19 protein-coding genes and 1 pseudogene are annotated in these 16,425 nt (G+C 52.4%); 11 read left to right on the top strand and 9 right to left on the bottom strand.

The genetic code is table 11. The features are described from left to right. Positions 1-3: 3 nt before the first annotated feature. The 4 genes from SQ11_RS01050 to SQ11_RS01035 form a co-directional block, all read right to left on the bottom strand. Positions 4-735 carry a BPSS1780 family membrane protein gene (locus SQ11_RS01050; RefSeq protein WP_041512264.1) on the bottom strand — a complete coding sequence of 244 codons (732 nt, stop codon included), beginning with the start codon at positions 733-735 and terminating at the stop codon, positions 4-6. 57 nt (positions 736-792) lie between these two features. Further along, the gene (locus tag SQ11_RS01045; RefSeq protein ID WP_041512263.1) at positions 793-1,743 is read right to left on the bottom strand and encodes a homoserine kinase; all 951 of its coding nucleotides are present in this window, start codon (positions 1,741-1,743) and stop codon (positions 793-795) included. Between the two features lie 360 nt (positions 1,744-2,103). Continuing rightward, positions 2,104-2,475 (bottom strand): DUF2782 domain-containing protein, encoded by a 372-nt coding sequence (locus SQ11_RS01040; RefSeq protein ID WP_041512262.1) that lies wholly within the window; start codon positions 2,473-2,475, stop codon positions 2,104-2,106. Between the two features lie 52 nt (positions 2,476-2,527). Continuing rightward, positions 2,528-3,256 (bottom strand): TIGR00730 family Rossman fold protein, encoded by a 729-nt coding sequence (locus tag SQ11_RS01035; RefSeq protein WP_041512261.1) that lies wholly within the window; start codon positions 3,254-3,256, stop codon positions 2,528-2,530. 20 nt (positions 3,257-3,276) lie between these two features. Here SQ11_RS01035 and polA point away from each other — a divergent pair, with 20 nt between their 5' ends. The 9 genes and pseudogenes from polA to SQ11_RS17755 all read left to right on the top strand — a co-directional run bounded on the left by polA (position 3,277) and on the right by SQ11_RS17755 (position 11,644). Then, the gene (gene polA, locus SQ11_RS01030) at positions 3,277-5,997 is read left to right on the top strand and encodes a DNA polymerase I (RefSeq protein WP_041512260.1); all 2,721 of its coding nucleotides are present in this window, start codon (positions 3,277-3,279) and stop codon (positions 5,995-5,997) included. A 286-nt stretch (positions 5,998-6,283) separates the two neighbouring features. Beyond that, on the top strand, positions 6,284-6,550 hold the full coding sequence (gene rpsP, locus SQ11_RS01025; protein ID WP_041512259.1) for a 30S ribosomal protein S16: 267 nt from the start codon (positions 6,284-6,286) through the stop codon (positions 6,548-6,550). Positions 6,551-6,572: 22 nt separating this feature from the next. After that, positions 6,573-7,085 carry a ribosome maturation factor RimM gene (gene rimM, locus SQ11_RS01020; RefSeq protein ID WP_041512258.1) on the top strand — a complete coding sequence of 171 codons (513 nt, stop codon included), beginning with the start codon at positions 6,573-6,575 and terminating at the stop codon, positions 7,083-7,085. Positions 7,086-7,087: 2 nt separating this feature from the next. Then, positions 7,088-7,858, top strand: coding sequence for a tRNA (guanosine(37)-N1)-methyltransferase TrmD (trmD, locus tag SQ11_RS01015; RefSeq protein WP_041512257.1), 771 nt, complete (start codon positions 7,088-7,090; stop codon positions 7,856-7,858). Between the two features lie 40 nt (positions 7,859-7,898). Continuing rightward, entirely contained in the window at positions 7,899-8,297 is a 399-nt protein-coding gene (rplS, locus tag SQ11_RS01010) for a 50S ribosomal protein L19 (protein WP_041512256.1), read from the top strand. A 960-nt stretch (positions 8,298-9,257) separates the two neighbouring features. After that, positions 9,258-10,706 carry a carbohydrate porin gene (locus SQ11_RS01005; RefSeq protein WP_041512477.1) on the top strand — a complete coding sequence of 483 codons (1,449 nt, stop codon included), beginning with the start codon at positions 9,258-9,260 and terminating at the stop codon, positions 10,704-10,706. A 220-nt stretch (positions 10,707-10,926) separates the two neighbouring features. After that, positions 10,927-11,052: pseudogene (locus SQ11_RS18135) on the top strand (MgtC/SapB family protein); the annotation flags it as partial. A gap of 25 nt (positions 11,053-11,077) precedes the next feature. After that, positions 11,078-11,239: an MgtC/SapB family protein gene (locus SQ11_RS17760; RefSeq protein ID WP_269746019.1), complete on the top strand. Its 162-nt coding sequence runs from the start codon at positions 11,078-11,080 to the stop codon at positions 11,237-11,239. A gap of 69 nt (positions 11,240-11,308) precedes the next feature. Then, positions 11,309-11,644 carry a hypothetical protein gene (locus tag SQ11_RS17755; protein ID WP_232297845.1) on the top strand — a complete coding sequence of 112 codons (336 nt, stop codon included), beginning with the start codon at positions 11,309-11,311 and terminating at the stop codon, positions 11,642-11,644. 46 nt (positions 11,645-11,690) lie between these two features. Here SQ11_RS17755 and SQ11_RS00995 read toward each other — a convergent pair whose 3' ends face one another. The 3 genes from SQ11_RS00995 to SQ11_RS00985 all read right to left on the bottom strand — a co-directional run bounded on the left by SQ11_RS00995 (position 11,691) and on the right by SQ11_RS00985 (position 13,320). Further along, positions 11,691-12,284: a cytochrome c gene (locus SQ11_RS00995; RefSeq protein ID WP_156972378.1), complete on the bottom strand. Its 594-nt coding sequence runs from the start codon at positions 12,282-12,284 to the stop codon at positions 11,691-11,693. 77 nt (positions 12,285-12,361) lie between these two features. Then, positions 12,362-12,844: a DUF411 domain-containing protein gene (locus SQ11_RS00990; RefSeq protein ID WP_041512255.1), complete on the bottom strand. Its 483-nt coding sequence runs from the start codon at positions 12,842-12,844 to the stop codon at positions 12,362-12,364. Further along, positions 12,841-13,320: a cupredoxin domain-containing protein gene (locus SQ11_RS00985; protein ID WP_041512254.1), complete on the bottom strand. Its 480-nt coding sequence runs from the start codon at positions 13,318-13,320 to the stop codon at positions 12,841-12,843. Before SQ11_RS00985 ends, SQ11_RS00990 begins: the two co-directional genes overlap by 4 nt. Positions 13,321-13,523: 203 nt before the next feature. Here SQ11_RS00985 and SQ11_RS17120 point away from each other — a divergent pair, with 203 nt between their 5' ends. Further along, on the top strand, positions 13,524-13,673 hold the full coding sequence (locus SQ11_RS17120) for a hypothetical protein (protein WP_156972377.1): 150 nt from the start codon (positions 13,524-13,526) through the stop codon (positions 13,671-13,673). Between the two features lie 429 nt (positions 13,674-14,102). After that, on the top strand, positions 14,103-15,308 hold the full coding sequence (locus tag SQ11_RS00980) for a hypothetical protein (RefSeq protein WP_041512253.1): 1,206 nt from the start codon (positions 14,103-14,105) through the stop codon (positions 15,306-15,308). 123 nt (positions 15,309-15,431) lie between these two features. On the opposite strand, the gene SQ11_RS00975 is transcribed toward SQ11_RS00980, so the two are convergent. Together SQ11_RS00975 and SQ11_RS00970 are read right to left on the bottom strand one after the other, a co-directional pair. Next, positions 15,432-15,986: a pseudouridine synthase gene (locus SQ11_RS00975; protein WP_041512252.1), complete on the bottom strand. Its 555-nt coding sequence runs from the start codon at positions 15,984-15,986 to the stop codon at positions 15,432-15,434. A gap of 74 nt (positions 15,987-16,060) precedes the next feature. Then, positions 16,061-16,378 carry a DUF167 domain-containing protein gene (locus SQ11_RS00970; protein WP_041512475.1) on the bottom strand — a complete coding sequence of 106 codons (318 nt, stop codon included), beginning with the start codon at positions 16,376-16,378 and terminating at the stop codon, positions 16,061-16,063. Positions 16,379-16,425: the final 47 nt, after the last annotated feature.

The following is a 16,425-nucleotide window of genomic DNA, read 5'->3' as shown; positions in this document are numbered from 1 at the left end:
CGCTCAAGCTGATTCGGCTGATTCGGCTGTATCCACGAAGATATCCCTGTAGCTTGCGTAAATCGAGGCAAACAGGGTCGGCACCAATACGAATAATCCCAGACCATAGGGTATCGAGGCGAGTATCGTCAGCGCCACTAGCGTAATGCCATAAATCTGGAACGCTATAATGTTTTTCAGGCAAGCAAAAAAGCTTAGCCGCATCGCATCCACCGCGGGCATGCCATTGAATATCACCAGCAGAGGCGCAAACCAGGTAGCCATCATCAGCGGGATGGAAAGCGATAGCCCGACCAGCGAGGCGGACAACATATCGCCGGAGACATTTTTCAATTCATTCTCGTCGACCCGCTTTCCTTCTATCAACAGGTCCATCAGTACGTCACCCCCGACAAGCATGAATATGCCAAGGATTAATACTTGTCCTACCAGATAAATTCCTCCTATCGTGATCAGAGGTCCAGAGGTGTTCCTGAAACCTGCAAGCAAGTGAGCGATCTCCAGTTTTTCGCCTTGTTCGAGCGCCCTGCATCCTATCATCAGTCCCGCTAAAAATACCGGTGAAAGAAGCGTAAAAATGAATTGCCCTGCCATTGGGATAAGCGACAACGTGGCAGCGATGAGAAGCAAGGTGGTGCACAGTAATATCCACATCACCGGAATCTGACGGAATATGAAGAAGCCCGTCATAATCCATTGCCACCCTTGTTTTGCATCGACTTGCCTGACTTCCATTTTTTGTATCTCCGATAGAGTAGCGCCTGCTATCCAATCTTGGCGTGCGGTTACAGCTCATACCCAAACTTGTGCCAGCCTTGTGTGGAAAGCCGCATGGTTTTTTAAGGTGCGCATAAAGTGAGCAGGATTCTTGGCATGGGTAAGTTCTCCCATGCGCGGCAAGTGATAATCATGCAACCGCGACAACCAGAAACGCAAAGCCCCGGCTCGCAGCAGCACTGGCCAGGCACCGTGTTCGACAGGGGTGAGCGGTCGGATGCGGTGATAGGCTTCGAGTAACGACAGCACACGGTTTACATCCAGTTCGCCATTTTCATTCAGACACCAGTCATTGGCCGTAATGGCGAGATCGTACAGCAACACATCGTTGCAGGCGAAATAGAAATCGATGACCCCTCCTATCGTGTCGTCGATGAACAGTACGTTGTCGCGAAACAAGTCCGCATGGATCACGCCACGCGGCAGATCTTCGAAACGATACAACGACTGGAAATGCAACTCTTCTTCGAGAATCGCTCTTTCCTCCCTGGTAAGAAATGGTATGACGAAGGGTGCCGTGGCTTTACACCATTCGGGACCCCGCGGGTTTTCCATTTTTTCAGGATAGGCAAGGCCCGCCAAGTGCATATTCGCCAGGAGCGCACCCACTTCGGCACAATGTGCGAGGGTAGGATGTTCCTGTGATTTGCCGGGCAAACAGGTAACGATGCTTGCCGGCTTACCGTTTAGTTCACCAAGAAGTCTCTGGTTGAGATTGGCGACCGGACAAGGACAAGGGATGCCGCAGCGCGACAAATATGCCATCAGATTCAGGTAGTAAGGCAGCTCGGACGAGGTTAGTTTCTCAAACAAGGTGAGAACATACCTACCTTGACTGGTGGTAACAAAATAATTCGTATTTTCGATGCCGGAGGAGATGCCCTGCAGATCAATCAGTGTGCCCAGCGAATAGTTTTTCAGCCATGCGGAAAGCTGAGGCTGAGTAACGGTAGTGAAGACAGACATGAGCGAGAGAAAAAGAAGGGGGAGGAGAAGATGGATAAGATGCGCGATCTTCTTATTCTTTACGGATATTTTAACCTAAATCCGGAGGTCGACTGCTCATTTTTCAATTCATTTGTCAATTGGCCGCCATGAGCCGCACAGATTCTCCGCAAACCTTCATCCTGTCCAACCACAGGAATCAAGTTAAACATGGATAATCCCATTAGGCGGCGCCGCGAGCGTGCCCGAGTGCCAGTGGTCGGTTTGCGGCCATTCTCGCTGCTTGCCCGGTGTCCATAGACCCGCTATGGACTTTCTTTCAACCGGCAAACTGTCTCGCAACCCGCCTCGCCATCACACGCGTCCCGACGGATTAGCTGGTTAAAACTGGCGTAATATCCACATGGGTGGTCGGATATTCTGATCGAGGCCGCCAGAGCCGCCAGCGGAAAACGTCCCGTCTCCCTGGTTGTCAATCAGATAATACGGCAGACCAATGCGGGGAGTTACTTTAATCATATAGAGACGTCCATTGATACGGTATTCTTCGATCTTATCCTCTCCGCGTTTGGTGATGGTAACCTGTGGTTCAAGCGCGGCATCATCCTGGTCACTGCCCGGCGATGGCAAGGCGATTTCTGGTGGTTCTGGTACTTCCGGTATGGGCTGCAGGTCTTTGGGCCTACTGGGCTTGGATTGCGCCGCTGCTGGCAGTGCGGCGCTCAATAACAAAATCAGAATTATTAGACGCATGACTGCTCCTGGCAGGGTCAACGCACCCATTCTATCTGAAAGAACCCGGATTTTATAGATTGAGTTGAACTTCCCGTTCCGCCGCGGAGGGTTCGAAACCGCTCGTTTCATAATACTGGAAGATTGCCTTGACTACCTCACGGGGTTCATCGATCACCTGAATCAAATCCATATCCTCTGGCGCGATCATGCCCTCGGTTACGAGGGTATGCTGCAACCAGTCGAGCATGCCGCGCCAGAAGTCCGAGCAAACCAGAATAATCGGCATTTTCCGGGTCTTGCCGGTTTGAACCAGCGTGAGTGCTTCCATCAGTTCGTCCAGCGTGCCGAATCCGCCCGGTAACACGACATAAGCGGTGGCGAATTTCACGAACATGTATTTGCGCGCAAAGAAATGACGAAATGTCTGGCTGACGTCCTGGTAAATATTGCGATGTTGTTCGTGTGGAAGCTGAATATTCAGGCCGATACTCGGCGACGTGCCAAAATAGGCGCCTTTATTAGCCGCTTCCATGATACCTGGACCGCCTCCCGAAATTACCGAAAAGCCGGCATCGGACAATTGCCGGGCGATCTGTTCGGTTAATATATAGTTGGGATGATCAGGAAGCGTACGTGCACTGCCGAAAATACTCACTGCTGGCCGAATCGAATTCAAGCGTTCCGTAGCTTCCACAAATTCTGCCATAATGCCGAACACGCGCCACGATTCCCTCGCCGACCAGGTTTTTTCCCGGAAATCATTCGTCATGGTACGCGCCAATTTGTCTTGCGTGCTCATTGGAAACCTTTGGAAGTTAAATGAAAACATTGCTGCTGGTTGATGGTTCGTCCTATCTGTATCGTGCTTTCCACGCGCTGCCGGATTTGCGCAATCGCAATAATGAACCGACCGGTGCGATCTATGGCGTCCTCAACATGCTGCGCCGTTTGCACAAGGATTACCAGGCTCATTATAGCGCGTGCGTATTTGATGCAAAAGGCAAGACTTTTCGCGACGACCTCTATGCGGAATATAAATCGCATCGTCCTCCCATGCCTGACGATCTGGCGGCGCAGATCGCGCCGCTGCATGAGTGCATAAACGCGCTGGGTTGGCCCATGCTGATCGTGGAAGGCGTAGAGGCGGATGATGTGATTGGTACACTGGTTAAACAGGCCGTGCGCGAAAACATGCGTTGCATTATTTCCACCGGTGACAAGGACATCGCGCAACTGGTGGATCCGCAAGTGACGCTGATCAATACCATGAGCAACGAGATGCTCGATGAAGCGGCGGTGCTTGCCAAATTTGGCGTGCCACCCGCACGCATGCTTGATTATCTGGCATTGGTGGGCGACACGGTGGACAACATTCCGGGCGTGGAAAAGGTCGGTCCCAAAACCGCGGTGAAATGGCTCACCCAATATGGCACGTTGGATAATCTTGTTATTCATGCCAGTGAGATTGGCGGGGTGGTGGGGGAAAATTTGCGCGCGGCGCTCGATTGGCTAAGCCGGTCGCGCGAATTACTGGCTATCAAGTGTGACGTGGTGTTACCTGTCGGTCTACACGATCTTGGGCTGCAGCCGCGGAATACCATAAAACTGGCCGAGCTGTATGAGCGGCTGGATTTTAAAACCTGGTTGCGGGAATTGCGGGAGACCGGTCCAGGGGCGATTGACAATACGTCCTCAGCCATCATATCTCAGAAAGCGGATGCGGATACGATGCCGGCGGCGGACTACCAGACTATTCTCACGCAAGGCCAACTGGATGAATGGATCGCACGCATCCATGCCGCTCCTTTGGTTTCGTTGGATACGGAAACCACCGGGCTGGATCCGATGCAGGCGCAACTCGTCGGAATTTCGTTTTCCGTTGAACCTCATCAGGCGGCTTACCTGCCGCTGACGCACCGGTATGCAGGCGCTCCCCAGCAACTGCCGGTCGATCGCGTGATCGATAAACTCAAACCCTGGCTGGAAGATGCGGGCAAAGCCAAAGCAGGCCAGAATCTCAAGTATGATAAACACATTTTTGCCAACCATGGCATTACCTTGAACGGTATTGCCCACGATACGCTATTGCAATCCTACGTACTGGAGTCGCACCGTCCGCATGACATGGATAATCTTGCGCTGAGGCACCTTGGAGCCAAGACCATTGCCTATGACGAAATCACCGGCAAGGGGGCGGGGCGTATAAGTTTTGATCAGGTGGATATCGAACGCGCGGCGCAATATGCGGCAGAGGATGCCGATATCACGCTGCAACTGCATCAACACCTCTATCCCGAAATAGCGAAGGAGGTAAAGCTCGATTATATCTATCGCGCACTTGAAATGCCTGTATTGAATATACTATTTGAAATGGAGCGTAACGGTGTATTGCTGGACTTGAAGTTGCTGGAAATCCAAAGCCGTGAACTGGGGGAGAAAATGCTGGCGCTGGAAAACCAGGCACACGCAATCGCCGGGCAACCATTCAATCTGAATTCACCCAGGCAAATTCAGGAGATACTGTTCAATCAGCTCAAGCTCCCGGTTATCAAGAAAACACCGGGCGGCACACCGTCCACCGATGAAGACGTGCTGCAACAACTTGCGCGGGATTATCCCTTGGCAAAAATCCTGCTCGATTACCGGGGGCTTGCCAAGCTCAAGTCGACTTACACGGACAAGCTGCCGCGCATGGTAGATGCCGCCACCGGACGCGTGCACACCAATTACGCGCAGGCGGTAGCAGTGACCGGGCGGCTCGCCAGCAACGAGCCCAACCTGCAAAACATCCCGGTGCGCACTGCCGAAGGGCGCCGTATCCGCGAAGCGTTTATCGCATCGCCGGGGCATCACATTATCTCCGCCGACTATTCGCAGATCGAGCTACGCATCATGGCGCACATATCACAGGACGCGGGATTACTCAAAGCATTCGCCGCAGGCGAGGACATCCATCGCGCCACTGCAGCGGAGGTGTTTGGCGCCGCACTGGAGGCGGTAAACAATGAGCAGCGCCGCTACGCCAAAATCATCAACTTCGGGCTGATTTACGGCATGTCTGAATTTGGTCTCGCCTCGCAGCTCGGTATTGAACGCTCTGCTGCCCGTGCGTACATGGAGCGGTACTTCACCCGCTATCCGGGAGTCGCGAATTACATGCAACGCACCCGGGAAAACGCCAGAAAAACCGGCTATGTCGAAACCGTATTCGGACGCAGACTATGGTTGCCGGAGATCAATAGTTCCAATGGCAATCGCAGGCAGGGTGCGGAACGCGCTGCAATCAACGCGCCCATGCAAGGCACCGCCGCCGATATCATCAAGCTCGCCATGATCGCGGTGCATGGCTGGTTAGCGAGGGTGAATTTGCGTAGCAAGCTTATCATGCAGGTCCATGACGAGTTGGTACTGGAAGTACCGGATGATGAAATCGAAACGATAAAAGCTGAGTTGCCGCTGCTGATGGGTGGCGCAGCGAAACTCGATGTGCCACTGTTGGTGGAGGTGGGCGTGGGGCCGAATTGGGAACAGGCACACTAACAGCTTGCCGGACTTGGAGGAAACCGGTTGCAAAAGTGACTGGCCGATCCATATGAAGCAACTGTTGGCCCTTGAGATCGTCAAATCTGTCTCGTCCAGTTTTTTCCGCCTGCGATTCTTCAAGTCCAGCAGGCTGCCGGAAATCGCGCGACAAATCTTCCGTGGAGCGTGCCTTCTTCCGGCGGCAGTTTTTTATACTGCCAGCAACATGATATAACTTGCTAACAGGGTAAAAATTACCGTAAAATCACACCCTTTTCGGTTTCGGACCCATACAGGCATATATATGGTCATTATTCGATTGGCGCGCAGCGGTGCCAAGAAACGCCCGTTTTTCAATATGGTAGTAGCGGATTCCCGCGATGCCCGTGATGGCAAATTCATTGAGCGCATTGGTTTTTATAACCCCAGGGGGGTTGAAAGCGAAGAAACATTGCGTGTTCAATTGGATCGCGTCACTCATTGGCAGTCACAAGGCGCACGGTTATCCGACACCGTCACAAGACTGATCAGACAGTTTGGTGCAAAACAAAAAGCCGCGGGAAGCAGTTAATTCGGGCATAGAAATCGAGCCAATGGTAGTGATGGGGCGCGTTGCCGGCCCCTTTGGTGTATTAGGCTGGATCAAGGTTTTTCCCTATACTGAATCTGTGGATGGATTGCTTGACTACCCCATCTGGTGGCTGGGCAGAGGCAATGGGGAATGGCGTGAGGTAAAAGTTACCGGCTGCGAAGTTCACGGGAGCTTATTGACGGCCGCACTTGAACCATATGCCGATCGTACTGCGGCAATGCGGTTGAAAGGTATGCAGATTGCGGTGCCTCGCAGCCAGTTACCGGATTTGTCAAAAAGTGGTAAAGATGGCTACTACTGGTCGGATCTGATCGGCCTTGACGTCATCAATCTGCGGAATGAAGAATTGGGGAAAGTAACCGGATTATTGGAAACCGGCGCCAACGATGTGCTTCAAGTACAAAGCCCGATAGAAGGAGAAAGGGAACGCTTGATCCCCTTTGTCAGTCAGGTGATCGTTAAGGTGGACTTAAAGGCTTATCGGATAACGGTGGACTGGGGTATGGACTACTAGTCGTGACTTTTGAGTTCGACGTCATTACGCTGTTCCCCGAAATGTTCGACGCCATCACCCGATACGGGATAACCGGCCGGGCGAAGGAAAACGGGATTTACCGGTTGCATACCTGGAATCCGCGCGATTTTACTGAGGATAATCATCGTACGGTGGATGATCGTCCTTATGGCGGCGGCCCTGGAATGTTGATGCTGGCGCAGCCGCTGGAAAAAGCCGTCAACGCAGCCAGGATCCGGCAGACGGGCAATGGCGTTGATGGGGCAAAAGTAATCTATCTTTCCCCACAGGGACGCTTGCTAGACCATGATCTGGTAATGAAACTGTGTGAACTGCCATCATTGGTGCTGCTTGCCGGTCGTTATGAAGGTGTGGATGAGCGCTTGATTGGGCGTATGGTGGATGACGAAATTTCCATCGGCGATTATGTGCTCTCGGGCGGAGAGCTGGCGGCAATGGTGTTGATAGATAGTATGGTGCGGCAGATGCCAGGGGTGTTGGGAGATGCGGATTCAGCCAGCCAGGATTCGTTTGTGAGCGGGCTGCTTGATTTTCCCCAATATACACGACCGGAAGTCTATGAGGGTGAGCCCGTGCCGGAAGTTCTCATGTCCGGCAATCACGCCAGAATCAGGCGCTGGCGTCTGCAGCAATCGCTGGGCAGGACATGGCTGAGGAGGCCGGATTTACTGGCGTTGAAAATCGAACGTGGCCTGACCGGAGAAGAAAGGGAGTTGCTCGAAGCGTTCAAGCACGCTTATGAATCGAATTGAAGCAATAGAAACCAAGCGAAATAAAAGTAAGGAGTAGCAAATGAATCTGATCGAACAACTTGAAAACGAAGAAATCAGCCGTCTGAGCAAAACAATTCCGGATTTCGCCCCGGGCGATACCGTCATCGTTAACGTCAAAGTGGTTGAAGGCGACCGTAAACGCGTACAAGCTTATGAAGGCGTTGTTATCGCCAAGCGTAATCGTGGTCTCAATTCGGCCTTTACCGTGCGTAAGGTGTCCAGCGGCGAGGGCGTGGAACGGACTTTTCAGACCTATTCACCGCTCATTGCCAGCGTAGAGATCAAACGTCGTGGCGATGTCCGCCGCGCCAAGCTTTATTATCTGCGGGATCGTTCCGGTAAATCGGCGCGCATTCGCGAGAAGCTTCCCGCCCGTGCCGCGGTAAAGAAAGCAGCGCCGAAGGTAGAGCCGGCCTAAGTTTTCATTGTGATGCCCGCGATCCGGAACGGAATTAATGGGACAAAGTCAGTGATGGCTATTTAGCAGTAGATAGCCAATTGATTGGCTTGATATCCCAACCCTTGGGGCACTTACCCGCTTTAAGCCGATATCGCAGTCTTTCTTATTAAGCTAATTATCGCCCGTGGGATAATATGCTTATGGAATCGCAGATCCCACCTGGGTGGATTCCACTCCATTCAACTTTAGCAACATCTTCTCGGTTTTGGGGACGAGTACCTTTCTGCCCATGTTGCCGGTGCAACTTCTGGTACAGCGGCTGCTCTACGAGTGGATCAGCCGACCGCCGGATAGAAGCCGGAAGCAGATTTCCGCTTAATTCCGCTTAATAGTAATAAAAATTTAACTTTACTCGTGTATTTTTTAAGTATGGTGCGCCCATACTTATTTTATGGAGTCCACTTGTGGGCACTAGTTCTGGTAGTTGTAGTTACCAAAATAATGTTTTGGCCCTGTCGCGGTAAGATCACGCAAGATTCCCTTGCCATCATCTTGCCGTAGGCGGATGGTGGTATCTCAATGTTAGTGGCCCCTGTCGTTAACATTCTGGTTACCCCAAAAATATACCTATTGATTGTTGAATCTTCGGTTTAGTACGCGAGGCTTCTGCATGATTTCGGTCTGATGCCATGTGGGTATTGCCTGCGCGGAAGTGATGCGTATTCGCCACCGTCACTGTGCCGGGCTATCCAAGCATATACCTACGAATGGTTTTAATAAATCTCAATCAGTCTGCGCATTCGGGCTCCACCACTGATGCCGTTTGATAGCTACATCGAGCAGAATGATTAAAATTCAAAACTCCCCGTCTGGAGTGATAAGCCAGTGGCATCCTTTCAAAAAATTGTCCACGCCAATTGCCGGTCAAATTCCAAATTGCTTGGGACAAAACGCCGGGGTTCAGAAAATATCAGAGCAATGGCGCTTGTAAGGATACTTTTTCTTTGTTCCATGTTGCTTACCGTAGTGTCGGTTCAGGCACAGACCGAGCCGGATCCACGCGCTACAGATGCATTCGATTTCATGAATTTGTTGGCAAAAAAGGGGTGGCATGATCTGAAGGACGAACGTTGGAACGCCTATGGCCAGTTCACCTATATTTCCAGTTGGAAAGGCGCATTCCCGGCCTTGTATACCAATCTGAATGGAAGCCCCAACTCTCTGTTGCCGGAAAGCGAAAGAAGCTTTAGCGGAACCGCTACGCTGTATCTGGGATTCAAGACCTGGAACGGTGGTGAAATTTATTATGCGCCGGACATGATTTCCACGCGGCCTTTATCCGATTTGAAGGGTCTGGGGGGAGCGATACATAACTTCGAGCTGCAAAAGGGCGGCTCTGAAGTTCCTGTCTATTTTACATCCAGATTATTTTTCAAGCAGACTTGGGGGTTTGGTGGAGACCGCATACAACTTGACTCCGATCCAATGCAACTTGGCACAACCGTGGACAGCAGGCGCCTCGTTGTCAGGGTTGGCAAATTCAGTGTCCTCGATTTCTTCGACAAGAATTCGTACTCCGGCGATTTGCGCCGGCAATTTTTTAACATGGGCTTCATGACGTATGCTGCCTTCGATTTTGCCGCAGATGCGAAGGGATATACCTGGGGTGCTGTAGGCGAATACATTCATGACAATTGGGCGGTGCGCTTCGGTCATGCAGCCGTTCCCATCGATCCCAACCAACTTGCCATCGACACGAGAATATTTACCTATTATGGACAGCAAGTTGAGTTTGAGCATAAGCATCTGTTGAATGGCCAGCCTGGCGCCGTAAGGGTGCTGGCTTACAGGAATCATGAAAACATGGGTAAATTCAGTGATGCCATTGCCGCCTTCCAATCCGACCCTAATAGAAATGCCACAACCTGCACGAGTTTCAATTATGGATCCGCAAACGCGGGAGCCCCAGATTTATGCTGGGCACGTAGACCCAACGAGAAAATGGGCATAGGGATCAATCTCGAGCAGCAGGTGTTGGGCGATATCGGATTGTTCTTCCGGGGAATGTACAGCGACGGCAAAACCGAAGTGTATACCTATACGTCAACTGACAGATCAATCTCCTTAGGTGCTCTGGCCCGCGGTTCCCGGTGGGGGCGTAAAAGGGATTCGCTTGGAATCGGATTTGCCGCAGGCTGGATTTCGGACGAGCATGCCAGGTATCTGGGTATGGGCGGTATTGATGGATTCGTCGGCGACGGCCGGATTAAAAGGGGTCCTGAAAACGTCGTGGATATTTTTTATAGCCTCAGTCTACTGAGCTCGCTATGGGTGACGGCCGATTATCAGCATATTACCAACCCGGGCTTCAACGCTGATCGTGGCCCCATAAATGTTTTCGGGATGAGAGTCCATGCCGAGTTTTAGTTTCCAGCCCGATTCCGCAAGGGAATTCTTGATGTTTTCCGGGATATAAAACCACAGAGCAGAAAGACAAGTGCGTTTGGCTTTGCGATAGCGTATTGTCTTAAGATGGAGCCCGCATGTTATGTTTGCCCATGCCGACGCCTATCTTTAGTCCGGTTCCCGATAACTTGAGGCCAAGCACTCGATTCTCCCGCCATTACGGCGGGCAGCGAGGTACATTATGGAAGCAATCGAAAATATCAACTTGCTCTCTCTGGCCGACACCTCGTTGAGTCTCGCCACCGCATTTATCATGGGAGGGCTCATCGGCCTGGAGCGTCAATTCCGGCAACGCACGGCAGGGCTCAGAACCAACGTGCTAGTAGCCGTCGGTGCAGCGTTATTTGTGGACATGGCGAATCGTCTGCAGGGTCACGAAGGGGGCTGTTCATGTTATCGCCTACGTAGTCTCCGGCATTGGCTTCCTCGGTGCCGGGGTGATCATGCGCGAGGAAGGTAATGTCCGGGGAATCAACACCGCTGTTACACTGTGAGGTTCGGCGGCGGTGGGGGCCGCGGCCGGGGCCGATCTGATCCTGGAAGCGCTACTCGGCACGATCTTCGTGCTCACGGCCAACACACTTTTGCGGCCGGTGGTGAATCGCATCAACCGCCAGCCCAACTACACGCCAGGCGTGGAGATGACCAACACAGTCTATGTGATTGCCAAACGTGAGTATCAGAAGGATGCGCTCGCATTGTTGGAGCAGAGCCTTGAAGAGGCCAACTACCCGACAAGCGATCTTGTAGTGCATCCCTTCGGGGCGAACGAAGTGGAGATCGAGGCCGTACTGCTGGCTGCCTCGGTCGACGGTGAGGAACTTGACCGTCTTATCGCGCGGCTGGCGCTCGAAGCTTACATCAGCCAAGCCTTCTGGAGTCCCAGCAGTTCAGAATGAGCCGCTGTTTCACCTGGCGAAATCTACAGGAAACTATAGTAGGCGCTCAATTTTTCTTCGGTTCCGGCTTATTCTCTATTTCCTTATACCAGATATCGTAAACTTCATCTGGCCATAGTGATTTGATCCAGACAATCACGTCATCGATTTGCTGGTTTGTCAACTTGCCATCCCACGCTGGCATGCCTCCGATATCAGCCGGACTGCCTACCCGGATCATTCTTTCCAGTGTCTCGGTTGAGTGATGCCAGGCGTGGGCGCTGCCGTCCAGTGGCGGCGGCGGGTACCTGCCGTCAGCGCCGGGAGTGCGCCAGCCTGGCGTGGCTTCCCCATTGGGTCCATGACAATTGGCACAATTTGCGCGATAAACCGCTTCGCCCCGCTTGATTTTCTCTGGATCCAGCTTACGCGCCGCTAGGTTTTTTGGTTCCGCCGCCGGCGGGGCAGAGGGTGCCGGTTTGGCAACGGAAGGGGCTGAGTCGATAGAGGGCGCGGCCGGCGCGGCAGCGGTAGGCGCGGGCGCAACAACGGGTGGTGCCGGCGCAGCGGCAGGAGGCTTCGATTCACCGCAACCGGCGACAAAGACAGCTACGCTTGCCAGAAAGAAGTAATGCAGGTTCATGATACCTTTTGTATTCATCCGCACGAATGCGGCGGTTAAAGATTTTCTTTTCTGGTTCCCAGGGACAGTGACAGTAAGAGGAGATTTCATGCCCCTCACTTCAGTCTCATCAGGGATTCTTTTGAATCAGAGGGAAGATGGCGGCTGTACACGGTAGTATCGCCTTGCTTGTTGATTAGAAGGACATCGTAAGGATCGCTGCGCGCGCCTTCCATACCGGGAGAGCCGTGGGGCATTCCCGGAGCGGTCAAGCCGATAGCGCGGGGACGTTCTTTGAGAAACCGCTTGATATCCTGGGCAGGCACGTGACCTTCAATCGCGTAACCGTCAACCAGGGCGGTATGGCATGAACCAAGCGTGGTGGAGATTCCCGCACGCTCGCGTACTTCCTTGTTGCCCACATCGTGGGTGTTGACGGTAAAGCCATTTGCGCGCATATGGTCGACCCATTTTGCGCAGCATTTACAGGTTGGGCTCTTGTAGACGTCGACCGTTGTCGCACCGGCGCCCATAGCGACACCCCATAAGGCCCCGGCCAGAATAGATCCAGCTAAAAATTTGTGAGTCAGTTTGTTCATTTGGTCTCCACTTCGATTATTCCTTTCATACCTTTGAAGTTCATGCCTTTGAAGTGGCCTGGCAACGGGCAGGCGAAGTCGACCACGCCCGCTTCAGTGAAATGCCACACCAATTCTCCAGTCTTGCCCGGGTTGACCGAGATCATATTCGGTTCATCGGGATGTTCCTTGCCGGGGAATTTTTTCATCATCTTGCCATGCTGATCAATTTCCTCCGGGGTACCTATCATTATCTCATGCTTTTTCTTGCCAGCGTTCTGGAGTACAAACTTTACCGTTTCCCCCTGCTTCACCTTTATTTCAGAAGGCTTGAAACGGTTTTCGACCATTGTTATTTCAATGGTACGCGACACGTTGGCCGGGTCGCCCGGGCTGCCGACGGATGCAGCTCTCTCTTTGTTGTCGTAATCCTGAGTAAGGGCGCTGGTCGAGATCAAGCCCAAGGTTAACGCAGATGCGATCAATATCTTTTTCATTTGATCCTCCGTTATATAGAAATCCCGAATCACAGTCTTTCGAGCGTTGCTCTTGTCATCATGATTGCCTCCATGTCAATATAGCAAAGAACATGTCCAGCCGCCCAATTTAACCCAAAATGTCAGATGCGATCAGCGCATCCTAGTTGCTAACCTCATGCGGCAATAGACCGAAAAAGCGGCGTTGGAGTTCCTGTTCTTTAATGCCGGCAACATTTTCAGCGGATTTCAGGGTTTATACCTGCGACTCCGGCTATCAGGCAAAGATCATGGGACAGCTTAATTTCTTTGGGGGGAGATTTACCGTAGTGACCCAAGGACCCGGGGGTGAGGTTATGGCGGGTCTCAAGTAGCGTTCAGCAGGTTTCAGCTCTATATCTTCAGTTCCAGTTTAACTGGATGGGACTGTCGGCTCGACGAAGGTCATTCACGACAGTGGTTTTCAATGGGTGTTCGTATCGTGACTCTCGAACTTTGGTAGGGGTTCTGGCAGGCCCATTGAATAACTCGTCATCATAATTCTTCATGCCGGGGCGATAGACACTCCGTAACGGCCAAAGTACAATATCCGCGCTATTGGCTCATGAATCATTACGCTACGTCGGCCTAAAGCCCTGAGTTAGCCACTTGGACTGTCATTATGGCGGTGGCAATCCGAAGCTCATTCCTGATCAGTTTCGATGAAGCCGAAACCCGTATTGCTCACCTGGGGCCAGTGAACGTTTTGAGTTCGAAGAACTGCCCAAAACGTTTTTGACCAATACTCCGATGAAAATAGGCACATGAAAGCCCTTCAGCTTCGATCCGTATTAGGCACGCTGGTATGTCTTGCGTCCTTTCTCGCGCTCTCCGGCTGTGTATCGCCTATTGCTCTACACCGCGCCGTGGGGGCCTATGATGAAGCCATTACTAATGCTGCGTCCAAACAACTGCTGATGAATATCGCCCGCGCACATCATCATCAACCGATTCATTTTACTGGCGTTTCGAACGTTGCTGCCACTTTTGATTTTCGTTTCAGCGCAGGGGCTACCCCCGCACTGGGGGGGCTTGCCGGGCAAGTTCTGATGCCGATATTCGGCGGCAGCGTTGCTGAAAATCCCACTATCAGCATTGTTCCGGTTGAAGGGGAGGAGTTCACAAAGCGGCTCCTTACACCGTTTCAGCAAGGTAAGTTCACTCTGTTGCTCCGCCAGCGCTTCGATATTGATCTGTTGCTGAGGCTGATGGCGCAGGAGGTACGCATTCAGGGCCCCGCAAAACAGATGTCATATCGCAATAGACCCTCCGATGCATCGGGTTATGAAATGTTCCGTCGCGTGGTACTTCATCTTTCAGCCATTCAAGACCAGAACCAGCTTCATGCCGAACCGTTAAATCTGGAACGCACCTGGATCATTCCCGCCGGTTCAGTTTCAGCAGAAGGCTTCCAGGCTCTGGAGAAAGAGTTTTTTGTGCAGTATAACAAGCAGGACAATACCTATACGCTTCGTAAACACGTCCCGGGACCGATTCTCATCACCAACTACGATCCCGAAACGCTATCCCCGGAGGAACGCGCGCAGCTGAACGACGAGGCGGGGGTCTGGAACGCCAACGATGTTGCCTTTGACATCCGTCCTAATCATTTGGGTGGAGACTGGCCTATGAGGGGAGTTTTCCGGCTTCGAAGTTTCCATGCAGTTATCAGTTTTCTGGGCCGCTCTATTGGCGACGAGCCGGAGCATCATGTTGAGAAGGACCCAAGAACTCCACCCATCAAGGATGATGAAAATCCCATCACCACAATGGAACTCGTCGTATCGGACTCGGTCCTTCCGGAAGAGGATTTATCGATTCGTTCATATAACCGGTACTATGCGGTGAATACAAAGGGACCTCTTGCCCGTTGGAACCGGAGTGCCTTCCAGATGGTGTACCTTCTGTTTCAAATGACTGTAACCGATTTGCCCCGTACCGGTGTGCCGAGCATTACCATTGCCAAATAAGCCGTATCCTCGAAAGTCTCAAGAGGTGCTGAGGATGTTTCGTTGTGGGAAAGTGAAGGGATTAAGCACGCAACTGCCGGGCCCGCTGTGGCGCTGCTGAATGCTGCAATCAACGGGATTGTTTTATTGGGGGCCTGCGTATTTTGAGAAGCGCCATTCTCCCGGCGCAAGGCCATGCAGGGAATATGCGCCGATAGCATGGCGGATCAATCGCAGCGTAGGGAAAGATACAGCCGCCGTCATGCGCCTCACCTGGCGGTTTTTGCCTTCCGTGAGCGTCAATTCAATCCATGAAGCAGGAATATTTTTCCGGAAGCGAATAGGCGGTATGCGCGGCCAGAGATTTGCCGGATCATCCATCAGGCGTGCTTGCGCGGGCATTGTCTTGAAATACCCCAACACCACACCCCGGCGTAGCGTGTCCAGTGCAACTTCCCCGGGGATACCCTCTACCTGCACCCAGTAAGTTTTCGATAGCTTGTGCTCGGGACTGCTGATTCTGTTTTGCAATTTGCCATCATCGGTGAGAAGCACCAGGCCTTCGCTATCGACATCGAGTCGCCCGGCGGGATAAAAACCCGGCAATGGTATAAAGTCCTTAAGAGATTTGTGCCCCGCCTCAGGCGTGAACTGGCAAATGACTCCGTAGGGCTTATTGAAGAGAATCAGACGAGACATGGTTCTTTATCTATACGGCTAATGAAACTTCAGTGATGGACCGCGCGGCTCTCGCCGAAGAAATGAAACAGACCTTAGTCCGTGTCGAAATCGGGTGCTTTACATAATACGTCCGGCCCCAGCACTGTTCGCCGGATTTCAACCACCTTGCGCCGGGATTTGATTCCGTGTTTAAGCGTCACCTGACGTAGCGGTACATCAAAAGTCGCAGCGAGAAACTCCAGCAGTGCGGTGTTGGCTGCCCCCTCCACGGGTGGCGCGGCCAGTCTGACTTTCAGTGCGTCGCCATGCAGCCCAACGGCCTCGGTGCGTTTTGCGCCAGGTTGTATGTGAAGCGTAAGGACAAGCCGCTGGCCTCCATCATCGCTGCGGTACCAAGTCTGATCGGGCATCATAGGCGGCGGCACATGAATCTCCCGTGACGTATCAATCAATCACT

The sequence above is a fragment of the Nitrosospira sp. NpAV genome, from assembly GCF_000832065.1.
GTDB lineage: Bacteria > Pseudomonadota > Gammaproteobacteria > Burkholderiales > Nitrosomonadaceae > Nitrosospira.
This window is presented reverse-complemented; position numbering and strand designations above follow the sequence as displayed.